This is a genomic window from Terrimonas ginsenosidimutans (assembly GCF_022012415.1).
Taxonomy (GTDB): Bacteria; Bacteroidota; Bacteroidia; order Chitinophagales; family Chitinophagaceae; genus Terrimonas_A; species Terrimonas_A ginsenosidimutans.
The window spans coordinates 132,450-145,688 of record NZ_JAKLTR010000001.1; the positions used below are offsets into that span (position 1 = coordinate 132,450).

The following is a 13,239-nucleotide window of genomic DNA, read 5'->3' on the forward strand; positions in this document are numbered from 1 at the left end:
CCTTTTCTGAATACTTTTAAGAGTTCCCTGCAAATCACAACGGCTAATTCATCCTTTTATGCCAGATCAACCAGTTACCGATTTTGACATCACCGATTTCTTCTCCGCCAGCAAAGCCTATTTTGTTGCGGTAAATCAATACCGGTCAAACCTTGTATCAAACCTTGTTTCCCCGCAGAACGACGCTGAAGTGCTGGCCAAAATGCTTACCGCACAACATGGTTTCCAGGTCAGCCCTGTTGAAGTACCGGATAAGAATACATCGCTAGCCAATCCATTGATCAATCCCGGCGCTGCTGAGGTAAAAGATTTCTTCTCAAACATAAAAGTCGGCAAAAGAGATCGAGTGATCATCTACTTCGCCGGCCACGGTATCGTGTCAAAAAATGATGACGAACCGGAAGGCTATCTGCTCGCCGCAGATGCAGACCCAATGGCACCCGGCTCCTACATTCCCATGAAAGAGCTGCGATCCTGGCTGAATCAATTACCCTGTGAGCACCTGTTGCTGGTGCTCGACTGCTGCTACGCGGGAGCTTTCAAATGGGCTGACCGCAGCAGAAGTCTCGGCGCGGAAGTTCCCAAAACGATCTATTACGAACGCTTTCGCCAATACGCACAATACAAAGCCTGGCAACTCATCACTTCCTCTGCGCACGATCAGAAATCCCTGGACATTTACGGCCTGGGAAAAAGAGAAGGAACCGCCGATGTTGCAGATCATTCACCCTTCGCGGCATTACTATTGAAAGCGCTTCAATCAGGCGAAGCCGACCTCAACTATGGAAGCACAGGAAGCGACGGGATCATTACCGCCAGCGAACTTGGCTTCTACCTGAAACAACAGATCATCGACGAGCTCTTTGCCAAAGACATTACCGGAGACAAACAACAAACACCCAGCCTCTCTGTTCTTACCGGCGATACAAAAGGAGAATTTCTTTTCATCAGCCCTTATGCAAGAAAAACTACTGGCGGACGCATCATTCTGAATAACCGGACGAATAGAAATCCATACAAAGGGCTGTACACTTACCAGGTAAGTGATAACAAGATCTTCTACGGAAGAGACCGCGTGTTAAAAGGATGGGAAGAAGACAAAACATGGTTTGACGGCTTGCTGAAAGTGGTGGAGAAAAATCCGATCACGATCGTTACGGGTCCTTCAGGAATTGGAAAATCATCGCTGGTCAAAGCGGGCGTTCTCTCTCTTTATAAAGAGAGTGCTGTAAAAGAGATGAGACCAGGTAAATCTCCGGAATCTCTCCTCAATGAAACACTCGCTAACAATCCGCAGCTGCAGGTACTGTTGATCGATCAATACGAAGAGCTGGTAACTGTTTGCGAAAGCCCGGAAGAGCGAAAACGTTTTGAAGACCTGCTAAAAAAATTGTCCTCGAAGATCAAAATGATCATCACGGTAAGATCTGACCTGGAGTTTCGGTTTGCCAGCATGATGGAAGCCGGCACCCGATTTCCCGTACCACCATTTTCGAGAGAGGAGATCCGCGAAATCGTTACCCAGCCCGCCGCACAGGAAGTACTGGAGTTCCGGTCAGAAGAAGGAAACGAAGAAGCAAACGAAAGATTTATCAACAGGATCGTTGATGAAGCTTATCTCAACCCCGGCAGCCTGCCTCTTCTGTCACTCGCCCTTAGCGACCTTTATGATAACAGGGAAGATCAATTCCTGCTGGAGACCAAGTACAACGACTTTGGCGGTGTGAACGGCATCATCGACAAGATGGCCACCGATCAGTACAACCAGTGTAAAACGGATACAGAGAAACTTTACTTCAGGCAGCTTATCTTCAGAATGCTTTCCTTCGAATCCGGCCAGATGGCAAAACGAAAGGTCTATCTCGGGGACGCATTGATGTATGGAGAAGGGTACGGAGAACTTGAATACACCGATCCAGCTAAAACCGCTTCGATCAGAAATATTGTAGAACGACTAAAAAATGCACACCTTCTCCGGTCAGGAAGAGAGCTGGACAACCGGCTTTTCATTGAGCCTTCACATGAAGCATTGCTCAACTCCTGGTCATTATTACAGGAATGGATCAAAAAGAGAGGTACAATTAACGAGATGGCAGAATCTGCGCGAGGTCAGCTTCACCAGGCTGTAGCCGCCATATCAGCAGACTATGCAAGGGAGCTTTATAAAAACAAGGATTATCTGTGGGTTACAGATCCGCGGCTGCAGGTTGCCGAACAGGAGATCAGCAACCGCTTAAATCATAAAGAAAAACGCTTTGTAGAAGATTCGCAAAAGTTGAAATCCCGCCAACGCCGCAGACGGATCCGGCTATTCTCCGGGATAGGTATTGTAATTCTCGGACTCGGCATTTGGGGCTGGATCATGCAACTGAGAGCTTCCGAACGTGCCAGAAAAAGCGAAGCACTCTTCCTCGCTTCAGAAAGTGATAAATACGGCGAGACTGAAAAGCTATCCATGCTGAGAAAGGCATATGATATTTACAAGGATTCATCTATTGAACGAAAACTCTTTGACCTGCTGAATACATACGACTATTATAACCCCTTTGCTATCGCAAGCCTTACAACAAAAGACAGCATCTATGATTTTACATACGCCGGTGATCGCGGAGAGCTGGCGATCATCGGAAAAGAACAGAATAGCAATTGGAATTTTTTAAAGGATAGTGTTTCGGATTCCGGTTCAAATAGGCTAAAGACATCTTTTAAGGTAACAGCAGATGATCAGCAGAATCTTTTTGTTCATAACAATCAAAGCCATCATTCGTTAAAAATCTCGGAAACAACATTACATGGAAGTCATGTTGATACCGCCAGTGATCGGCTATATCTTGTAGTGTCCGACTCCATCAGTTATGCGATACTGAACCTGGATTCTAGCCTAACCATTACCTCAAAAAAACGATTACCGGGTCCGCATTACTATAATAACATCACCTATTTCGAAGAAACGGGTTTTTTCGCCATTGATTCCGAAAGAGTTCAGACCCTGTTCGATTATAGAGGAGATGTTTACCAGCATTTGCCGGAATATATGGATGTAATGGGCATTCACTCATTCAAAGGCCATATACAAAAATTGATCCGTTATGAAGAGTTGAACGAACCTGTGATCGGTCTCGCGATCGATACGCAATCGACTCCCAAAAGATGGACAGACGCAATGTACGGGGCGGAAATGCCTTATACAGACGTGCGCACATTTATGCTGGAGGATTCCATCGCTCTTCTTTATGTCAACAATGCACCAACAGAAGGGCCAGGCGGCCAGTTCACAGAATTATACAGCTGCAATTTCAAATCAGGCAAAACCCGCTTTCTGTTCAGAACGGACTATGTGTTCAACACCTTGAGCATTTCTTCGGATAAGAGGTATGCACTCGGCACCAGCGAAACAGATTCGCTGTTTTATATAGATCTGAAAAATGGAAATTCCACTGCGTTGTTTTATCCTAACCTGGAAGATGCACAATTCGATGGCAGCAATGACAATTACTATGTCATCGCACAATCAACCGTTGGATATACCGTTGCCCTGTTTGATTCAACCCAAACGGAAATGACGCGTTTCAGTCACTCATCCAGGCCCGTCAAAATTGAGATTTCTCCTGACGACAAATTTATCACCGTACTGTACCCGGGTGATGGCTTGCTGGTCTGGGAGATCAACCCTCCTTTTACCGCTCGCCCATGGCAGGAGACATTAAACAGTGAAACTTCTTTTAGTGTGTTTGATGTAAACAATTTACTAGTGTCAGACCCGGGATCTTTCATCCATATCGAAGCTGCCTCCATGGTAGGTTCAGACATCAGCGATGTTTATTTCCTGGGAGACAGAGCCTACTATAAAAATGACAACACATTTACGTTTGACAGAAAATATTTTCAGCTACCCGGCCGCGATTCCGCGTTGGAATATATTACCTGGTATGATAGCACAAGGAGAAATCCTCTCCGCCTGATTGATGTGACCAATGGTGCTGAAGAAAAACTGGAAACTGATCAGCAAAAACAATGGGCATTGAATGCATTGACAGGAGATCATCTTCAACTGGTTTTGGAAAACAACCAAGTTTACTACACTGGCAAAAACGGAAAGAAGATCCTGATCGATAAGTTTGATGAGATCTTGTATTATTGGAATGCCGCTTATTTTATGCGTGATAGCAGTCTTGTTCACAAATACAGTTACCAGGACACTGCCGTTACTATTTTCCGTAAGGGAAACGATCCGCAAAAACCGGGGAAACCAGTACCGTCCCCGATTGACGCAGTCAATCTCGCGTCTGCAGACGCGCTCATGAAATTTGTGAAAGACTCCACCAAGGGTGATCAGTTGGCCGAACAGATCAGGAAGTTAACTGGTGTTGATCTTAAGAAAGATTCCGTCCAGGAAATTTCCATTAAAGGTTATCGATTCCATTTTTCGGAAAATGGTCTGATCATTGTCGGCACTTCACAGATCGCCTATTTCATAGACCAGGCAAATCCTCTCAGACATGATGTTCTTCCAGGCAAAGGCATCATTTCCGCTGCTTTATATAAACATGGAAATGCCGCGATCCTTGTAAACCGCCAGGGTGTTGTTTATCGTAAAAAGACAAGACGATATCTCGATTGGTTTCTCCAACATGGATATACCGTACCAGCAAAAACAGACCTTGCGGTCAGGTAACCTATCAAAGATCTTAGATCTTTGCCAGGGCCTGGACTGTGACGAAATAACTCAGGTGGTCACAGGCAACTTCGTGTACAACCGGTTGGACCGCCCATTGCTGAGAACCATTCAGCGTGATAATGCTGTCATTCGTCACAGCAATATCATTTGCTTTTTTGAAGAGCAATGAATCCAGTGCGACATAAACACCTTTCTTTTTGAGTTTGGTAAAAAGCTTTGCGACAAGGCTGGCAGTCTTATCATACTCAACAATGATCTTCTGTGTATTACCGGCGACAATGATGTAGGGGATCTTTGGATCAGTTCCATCATTCAATGTTTTGTAAATACCGGTTTTTGCATCCATTTGCTGGAGGGTGGTCTGTGTTCCTTTTACCAATTTTCCTATTGCAGAAAGGATGAAGAGCCATGGCTTGAGGAATGCGGCTCCGTTGATGCCAAAAGTTACGAAAGCCTCCGCCATATCTCTCACATCTGCCCATGGCGTCCCATTATTGGGAGTGCCAAGCATGATCAGCTTTTTAACGCTCTGGTATCCGTCAAGCTTTTCGATGAACCAACGGCTTACCAGTCCGCCCATCGAATGCGCGATAATGGTGAGGCTCTTATCAATACCAGCACCGAAGCCAGCTTTGGCGAGTCTTTGCTTGAGTGCAGCCGCAGTGTCTTCGATCTTTGTGTTCAGGTTCTCATAATCGAAGCTCAGTACGAGGTCGAACTGTTTATGAAGGGAAGAGCCTGCATCATCAAGTTTGGTGTCCACACATTTTGCCATTCCTTCTGTGTCGCCGATGATGCCGTGCACAAACAACGCGATATTGGTAGCTTTTGCCACCGCTTCTTTTACGTGATTTTCATCAGCATCATACACCGTTTTTCCATCAGTACCCACCGTAGCAATGGCAAGACGCGGATAATCGTAGCCCAAACCAAGCCTGCTGCCGATCACCTTCTGAAAGTAAATTTTGATGGAGCCGAGGAAACTTCTTTTGGTGATCGCCGCATCAGAAGGCGTTTCTTCGGGAAGCGTTTCAATAATGATATTACCATTCTCATCCGAATGGCCCAGTGGATAATACAAGCCGGTTTCCTGATCGAACCCGATTGGCAGCACCATGTCATCGGAATAGCTGCGTTGGGCAGGGAAGGAAATGGTGATCGGGTTTTCAGGGCTGACCAGTTCTCTGTTATTTATGTCAAACAGCTCCAGCATATCAGATGCGGAGGCAGACCGCACACCTGCGATCAGATCAAACTGCGCTAACATCGAATTGCCTGCTGCCAGATGCGGAGGTGGAATACCAGCCAGATCTTTATTTGCAGCACTCGTTGAACTTCCGATAGCCGCGCTGCCGGTCAATCCTGATGGAAGGGTGAGCGAGACAGATCCAATATTCGCCTGTGAACTCCCGGTTAAAACCGTATCGTTGCCGGGCCTGATTATGTGAAGACCGATTGTTTCCGTTTGCCAGGCCATTTCGCTAAGCTCCGCTTCCTCAGCACCGGCGCTCCGGTCTATTCCTGCGCCCGCTAAAACCGGTATATTCCTGTTTGCTGCGAGTTCAACACCGGATTGTTTCAGTTTTGAAATATCAATAGGCTTCCCGGTGGAGATGAAAAGCTTCAGGTATTCAGTAATAGCCGTATATCCAAGCTGCTGATATTTTGAGTCTATTTTTAACTTAACCACATCCGTTGGGATCTTATTGGCAGGAATGAACTCCAGCCATGCCGTATTACCCGCAGCTATCTGAAGCGGGGTAAAAAGATCTTCGTTGATGCTGTAGTCAAAATTCAGATATGCGGTGTTTACATACAGCTCACCGGATTGAAGCTTATTGGTGATCGACAGGCGAAGCGCAGGTTGATACCATTTGTCATTCGTCTGCTGATAATAAAAATCATTTAATGCTGTAAGAGGATCGATCTCCGTAAACTCGGCTGTATTATAGTTGCCTGGCTTTGCTGAACGGTATAAGCGGATCTGGTAATGATCTGTTGACAGCTCCCCCGCGACATTATCAAATTCAAGAAGATTCACCCAGTTCGCAACAATTTCCAGGCGTTCGATGAATTCACCGGCCGACTTCAGGTCAGTAACCACTACCGGCTTGAACACCGGCTTGTCCGATCCCGGTAAAGTGATCATTACTTCCCCTGCGTCATTGGACCTGATGATATATCGGCCGTTCTTATCATCATTCCTGATACTGACGAATTCGGATTTATAATTACCACTTGCATCCGTGATCAATTGACGGAGATCACCGGCGATATTAGTTGCAAAAGAAAACGACACGGCCTGGTTGGGTTGACGCTGTACTGTCGCTTTATAAATATTCTCATTGGCGCCAAACTCCAGCTTGCTCATGATCACGGAGACACCGGGCATGGGAGAATTCAAGACAACGCTTTTACCGATCCCTTCAATCAATACTATGTCGCCCTTTGTAATGGCATGCATCGGACCGCCATTGATACACCAGCCATACAGGCGATCGTAATACACCTGGAATTTTCTGTTGGGTAGTAGCTGGTCAGACAGGAAGATCTTATCTGCTTCCGAAGAGGATAAGCCGCCATTCACACTGATTCCCGGATCCTGGCTTTCAACCAGGTTCTTTACCAACACCGATGAACGGTTTACCAGGTCTTTATAATTGATCTGCCCTTCCTGCGCATACAGTGTTTTCAGCATGGAATGCGTGAATGCCCCTCTCTGATCACCATCGATCTGCAGCTCTTTGGATGTTTGGTTATCCATCGATGCCGCGAGATGGATATTGGCTCCTTGTGCTATTTTTATCACACGCAGGCCATCGATCCATTCTTCTGTATACGCTTTTTGATCGCCCACACTATCGTTAAAGCCCAGGTAGTCTTCCGCTCTCGCAGGTGTATGTCCATCTTCCCCCGAGATCATTCTTTCAACAATGCTGCTGTTATCTTCGAGTGCGCGGACGATGGTACCGGAATGACAGCAATCCGTGATCGCAATGAACCTTACCCTGGGCTTTGCCGCTACGGTCTTAAAGATCAGGTAACTCATTTCTTTATCCATAAGGTCCTTACCGCCTGGAAGCCTGCTATCGATACAAACAAAGGATTGCACCCGACCGCTATCCTGCCTGAATTCCGGCGGCGCCGTAGAATAAGACCCGTGGCCACTATAATAGAACAGGCAGGTATCGCCATCTTTTGCATTACTGAAGAAATCGAATGCATTGATGAGGTTCTGCCTCGTCGGTTTCTCCGGCGTTTCGTCCGTCAGGATCTTAATCTCCAGCCCGGACGAGTTTTCTCCCGAATAAAACTTACGCAGATATTCTTCCACGGCTTTTACGTCGTTGATACAACCGTGTAAGGGCTTTACCTGGTAGCCGTTAATCCCGACCAACAGGGCATATAGTGTGGGCATAGTTGTGTGAGGTTGAATTATTGTTGCTCGGTCTCTCCGTTGTCAAACTCCTGCAGTCTGAATTTCTCCTGGTCCACTTGTTCTTTATCAGATCTTGTCGCCAATTGCTTTTTACCAAACAGCGGATGCCTGATTCCCATCAACCGGTAGAGCGGTGTTAACCCGTTTTGTGTAATATACTTTAAGGTACTTCCCTGTTCTCTCGCAACCGTAAGGCCAAGCGATGCGTCCGTCAGTTTCAAGTTGGCCGTACCAGCGCCTGCTTTCGCCTTAAGCTCCAGCTTGCCGTTGCTGCTGTTGGAGATAATGATCGTTGCAGTATCCGCCACCACCAGTTGCGTTACGATCAGCCAGTCTTTTTCCCAGTTGCCATCATTGAATTTCTTCAGGACTGCCTTTTCAATTTCGCCAAGATTGACCAACTGATGTGTTTTATGTCCGCTTGTCTGGAACACAACCGCTTTCTCGCTTTTAAATTCAAAGCTGAATCCTGCTTCCACATCGGTAAGAACGCTTCCGGCCGCAGGCGCGCTTCCCGCGAGCTTCACCGATATGTTCACGCTTTCATTGGAAGTATAATCCATTTCGCCCGCGGACTCGTCTGAAAGCACTTCTACCGGGATGCCTTCTTTTTCCAACGTCGAAAAAACCGAGAATATGCCGGAGCCATCCAGCTTACCAACCTGACCGATCTGCAAAGGTCTTCCCGGATCCCATGTTGCCCGGTACCCGGTTTTCGCATTCATGTGCGACAGGTAGAATTTGTGAGGATTTGCCATAACTGTATAAGGTTTAAAAGTATTACGAACGCGAAGGAATGGACCAGTGCGTGAGCGCTGATCAATAGTAGTAAACAAGGGGTATTAACTTAAAGTATTTATGGGAATTGGATCGAAGTGCGGAAGAATGCCAGATACAATTTACACTAAATTTGGGATGAGAGGGTGATTTGTTTATGTGTTTTTTGAGTGAACGTTCGGGGGTATGGATGATGAAGTTCGGTGATGGGGCATTAAAAAGGAAAGGTGAAAAGATGGTTTTCCACCCTCCTTCCGCTAGAAATATGTTTCTTAAATCACCCATAAGTTAATCGCAATGATTTCTAAGTGTTGTTTCAATCCCTCTTTGCAAAACATCTAGATTTACTGCATTTTTCAGGAATACGATTTATTAATCCTGGATCACGAATCTCGGCTTAACCATAAACGCAACCGCCCGCACTTCAAAATCCACTCCCGTAAATGAACTTTCATTAAATAATACCAGCGCCAGATCACTCTTACTTTTATTAACTATGTTATACGCATTGGAAATATTATTCCCCATTGGCAGATCTCCAAACCGAACAGATGGCTGACTACGAATGAATGCATCCGCATTTCTGTTGTCTGTAAAGAAATACGTAACTGTAGATGGTGCATTCAGCACCGGCAAAGCAGTAATTAATTTGAGCCCATAATACACCAGAGGATCCGGATAAATTACTCGAGAGACCTTTGCCAGATTCGTTGCCATACTTTTTAGTTCATTAACCGACTGCTCTCCCAAGCCTATCCAATAAACCCAATAGTTGGCATTCGGCGGAAGCTGAACAGGAACAACTACTTTACTTGACTTGCCATTTGTAGTAGAATAAACGCGTCCGCGTGTCGTTAGAAACGGCGTCTGTATCGTATCATATACCATTTTAACTATTGTATTAAAGTCAGCGCGGCTATTAGCCCCAGGTATTCGATCAATAGTAACCTGAACATCTTTTCCGAGGAAGGCCTGTGTTTGCAGCATTAATTGATACACCCCTCTTGCTGGCACTCTGATCCGCTCACCAGCCACAAGGCTGACGCGCTCTTTCTGATAGATGACAATCTTCTTGTCATATTCCTGAATCGTGATATTAACTGATCCTTTCTTGTTCAGCACATCGCAGTTAAGAATGATTTCATCTCCGGAGTCAAGAGCAAACATGTTCTCATCGGTTTCCGCCGCAATTAATCCGGTCAAATTGATTTGCTTTTCAAGAAGCCTTTTCGAATTGGATGCCTGGCCAGACGAGGCAGCAGCTTCACAGCCAATCCTGATAATCCCTTTGCTTAGTGAATCAATAGTCACAGTCTGGTTTACTTTTTCAGCACCCGTTTTTAGCTGAAGGTAATGTTCTCCATAGGTTAGTTTCTTTCTAAATGCATCGTCTGCTTCGATAGGGCCAATCTCGACACCATCTATGAAAAGAGTACCAGTTTTACAAGGAATGATGACCAGTTCTTTTCCGGGGTTGTATTGGGAGTAGGATGTAATGCAGAACGCAACTGCAATAAAAAGAGTCGCAAACTTGGAATGGAAGTAAAATGAATGGATCATAGATATTGGTTTTAATGCTAAATAACGCAAGGTTGACGTAAAGATTATAGGGGATTTTTCCTGTTTTTTCATGACAACTAACTTAATATCCCAAAAGGCTCAGTCATAATTGATCTTAGCCAGTATTGTTAAGTTGGTTTGATTTATTAACTAAATACAAAATTTTAGCTATTATCTGTCTGCCAATAATCAAGTAACCTTTACTCAAAAGTTAATCATCTAGCATACGTCTTCCCGGAAAACTGCCCTGGAATACTCGGGAATTTTTCCTGTATTTGCGATACGGCGTTCCATTTCTTTCCTGGAACATCTAGCTTAGTACCTATAAAAAAACAGATATATTCTACTATAACTGTAAAACACTTAACGTCTCTTTTATGGAAATTCCTCTAACGTCATTTATCGACTATACACTAAAGACAGGAACACCGAAGATGACTTGCGCAAAAAAAATAAAAGGCCAAATGAGCCAGGATTACGACCCCTCAAAAGACTTCTACAAGCGATTTCGTGATGCCGTTCAAAAGCTCCACAAAAATGACTTGCATACAAGTGGGCTATCAAAAATTGTCGGGACAATTGATTTCAAAAAGGCATCGATATATTCAGCGATGATCACGGGCTATAAAAAATTTATCGGGAAAAAAGAGATTACCTGGTTTACTCCACCAAGAAAAAAATGGAATCCGGGTAGTTAGAAATTCCTATAAATCCAGAATTAGGTTTGAAATGGGATGAAACCAAATACGTCATCAAGCTATATCTTAAAGCTGATGCCCCTACAAAAGACCGGTCTTCAAGCATACTGGCGCTTATGAATCATACGCTAAAAATTAAAGATGTTGAATACGCATTGCTTGAAGTTAGAAACAGTAAACTGCACATATTCGAAAATTCCATGACCTCACTTATTCCACTGGTTGAAGCTGAAGCGATATCTCTTGAATCGGTTATAAAAAAGATATAACAGACAATATAAGCCGGCGTCATGTCATTATATAAGACCGATTTAATGTCAATAAAAAGAAATAAGAATGACTAAAAGAATATTCACGATCTGGGGAAGATCGGGAGTAGGAAAAACGACAACGCTAAAGCTCATTGCAAAAGAGATTCAGCGTAGTTTCTTTCACGCCAAAAGCAATATGGAACTGGATCCATTGCCTCATGGCGATATAGTTACCGTAATTACTATCACTCTTCCTGAAAGATCTGTAAAAATTGGCATCACTAGCAAAGGAGATCCAAACACAGACCTACGAGTACGCCTTGAAGAATTAGCATCTACAGATTGTGACATTATTTTCTGTGCAACAAGAACCAGCGGAACCACAGTTGAGGATGTCGAAGAAATTGAAAAGAAGTATGGCTTTAGAGCAATTTGGGTAACAACCTATCAAAACGGTCATACTGAGGAGCAATCCGCCTTAAATCAGCAGTCAGCTGAAGAACTCGTTCGTTTGATGAGATTTACCTGTAACTTATAAAAGGACTTCATGAGAACATTTACAAAAATCGTCCTAACGATTGTAATTCTGATGGTTGGTGGCCTGATCATTTCAGTATTGAACGAAGCAAGAGGCCGGCACCAAGGAGGTGGAGGCCCTCTTGGCGTCATCTTAAGCTTTGGCGTAATCGCAGCAATAACCGCAATCTGGAAGTGGAAACCTGAAGCCGAAAAGAATGATAATAGTTCTGGCAAAAATCAACAGTTAGATAAAAGCTAACTATGTTTATTGACTATTACGAGTTACTGGAGCTTTCATCAACTGCCAACTCGAATGAAGTACAAACAGCATTCAGACGACAAGCTCTAAAATGGCATCCGGATGAAAATCCTGGCCTGGACACGACTTTAAAAATGCAGCTTATTAATGAAGCAAAGCTTATTCTGTTAGATACAGAAGCCAGAGAAAAATACGATCATCAATACCTGAAATTTAAACTATTTCAAAGTACAAGAAAGAACTCTCCAAATCCCAAACAGCAGCAAACCCAAAGTCATGAGGAGCGACAAAGCAGTCAAGCAACGGCTTCATACGGGGGTTCTCACACCTCCTTCGAATTTGAAGATGAGCTTCTAAAAAAATGGATGCGCAATGCAAAAACACAAGCTGTCGACCTGGCCAAACAAACAATCGACGAACTGAGGCAAATGTCGAAAACAGGTATAATTGAGGGTATGAACGCAATGGGGAAAGCCTTGCTGTCGCAGATAGTCATAAGCGTTATGGTATTGCTAATTATAGCCTTAATTCGAGGGTGCAGTTAGCTTATTAACGAAGCTGCTTTATCAAAAGATGAAAAACTGCAGCATCAAATAGACATGGTTTAACGTCGGCCTTTTCACCAAGTTCGATAACTGCATCATTGATGAAACAGTACAGATCCTCGCCCGACAAAGATTTAGAACTTAACTTAAATGGGAAAATGTTATTTCTATTTAACCAGTCAGTTATCCTGGGATCAATCGGTATCTCATAAATCGAATGCCCTATCATTTGCAATAAATTTCTGGCTTGCTTCGGCCATAAGCCTTTAAAATTGGAGTTTTCCGATATAGCTTTTGCTAATTGTCTTTCCCTTTCTCTAGTCCTTAGAGAAGACAAGTGCCTATTAATATCCTTCAAAAGCTTCCACCCAGTTTGTTCTAAACACTGTAATATTTCATCCGCATACTCGCAAATGACTTTAGCTCTCCAAATTGGTTTCAGTTGTCGCTTCATACACGACTTTCTATTTTTCTTTTGCTGAATAACCGAGAGTCGAAGGTTTTTATAATTGC

9 protein-coding genes are annotated in these 13,239 nt (G+C 44.2%); 5 read left to right on the forward strand and 4 right to left on the reverse strand.

Going from position 1 to position 13,239, the window contains the following annotated elements; translation table 11 throughout:
* Positions 1-58 precede the first annotated feature (58 nt).
* Positions 59-4,675 (forward strand): nSTAND1 domain-containing NTPase, encoded by a 4,617-nt coding sequence (locus tag LZZ85_RS00495; RefSeq protein ID WP_237867958.1) that lies wholly within the window; start codon positions 59-61, stop codon positions 4,673-4,675.
* Positions 4,676-4,688: 13 nt separating this feature from the next.
* Here LZZ85_RS00495 and LZZ85_RS00500 read toward each other — a convergent pair whose 3' ends face one another.
* The 3 genes from LZZ85_RS00500 to LZZ85_RS00510 all read right to left on the reverse strand — a co-directional run bounded on the left by LZZ85_RS00500 (position 4,689) and on the right by LZZ85_RS00510 (position 10,526).
* A complete protein-coding gene (locus LZZ85_RS00500) occupies positions 4,689-8,096 on the reverse strand; it encodes a caspase family protein (protein ID WP_237867959.1) in 3,408 nt (1,135 codons plus the stop codon).
* A gap of 17 nt (positions 8,097-8,113) precedes the next feature.
* Positions 8,114-8,875, reverse strand: coding sequence for a hypothetical protein (locus LZZ85_RS00505; protein WP_237867960.1), 762 nt, complete (start codon positions 8,873-8,875; stop codon positions 8,114-8,116).
* A gap of 391 nt (positions 8,876-9,266) precedes the next feature.
* Entirely contained in the window at positions 9,267-10,526 is a 1,260-nt protein-coding gene (locus tag LZZ85_RS00510) for a hypothetical protein (protein ID WP_237867961.1), read from the reverse strand.
* 305 nt (positions 10,527-10,831) lie between these two features.
* Here LZZ85_RS00510 and LZZ85_RS00515 point away from each other — a divergent pair, with 305 nt between their 5' ends.
* The 4 genes from LZZ85_RS00515 to LZZ85_RS00530 all read left to right on the forward strand — a co-directional run bounded on the left by LZZ85_RS00515 (position 10,832) and on the right by LZZ85_RS00530 (position 12,726).
* Positions 10,832-11,152 (forward strand): hypothetical protein, encoded by a 321-nt coding sequence (locus tag LZZ85_RS00515; RefSeq protein ID WP_237867962.1) that lies wholly within the window; start codon positions 10,832-10,834, stop codon positions 11,150-11,152.
* 336 nt (positions 11,153-11,488) lie between these two features.
* A complete protein-coding gene (locus LZZ85_RS00520; RefSeq protein ID WP_237867963.1) occupies positions 11,489-11,941 on the forward strand; it encodes an ATP-binding protein in 453 nt (150 codons plus the stop codon).
* Positions 11,942-11,950: 9 nt separating this feature from the next.
* Positions 11,951-12,181 (forward strand): hypothetical protein, encoded by a 231-nt coding sequence (locus tag LZZ85_RS00525; protein WP_237867964.1) that lies wholly within the window; start codon positions 11,951-11,953, stop codon positions 12,179-12,181.
* A gap of 2 nt (positions 12,182-12,183) precedes the next feature.
* Positions 12,184-12,726 (forward strand): J domain-containing protein, encoded by a 543-nt coding sequence (locus tag LZZ85_RS00530; RefSeq protein WP_237867965.1) that lies wholly within the window; start codon positions 12,184-12,186, stop codon positions 12,724-12,726.
* A 4-nt stretch (positions 12,727-12,730) separates the two neighbouring features.
* Here LZZ85_RS00530 and LZZ85_RS00535 read toward each other — a convergent pair whose 3' ends face one another.
* A complete protein-coding gene (locus LZZ85_RS00535) occupies positions 12,731-13,180 on the reverse strand; it encodes a hypothetical protein (RefSeq protein WP_237867966.1) in 450 nt (149 codons plus the stop codon).
* Positions 13,181-13,239 lie beyond the last annotated feature (59 nt).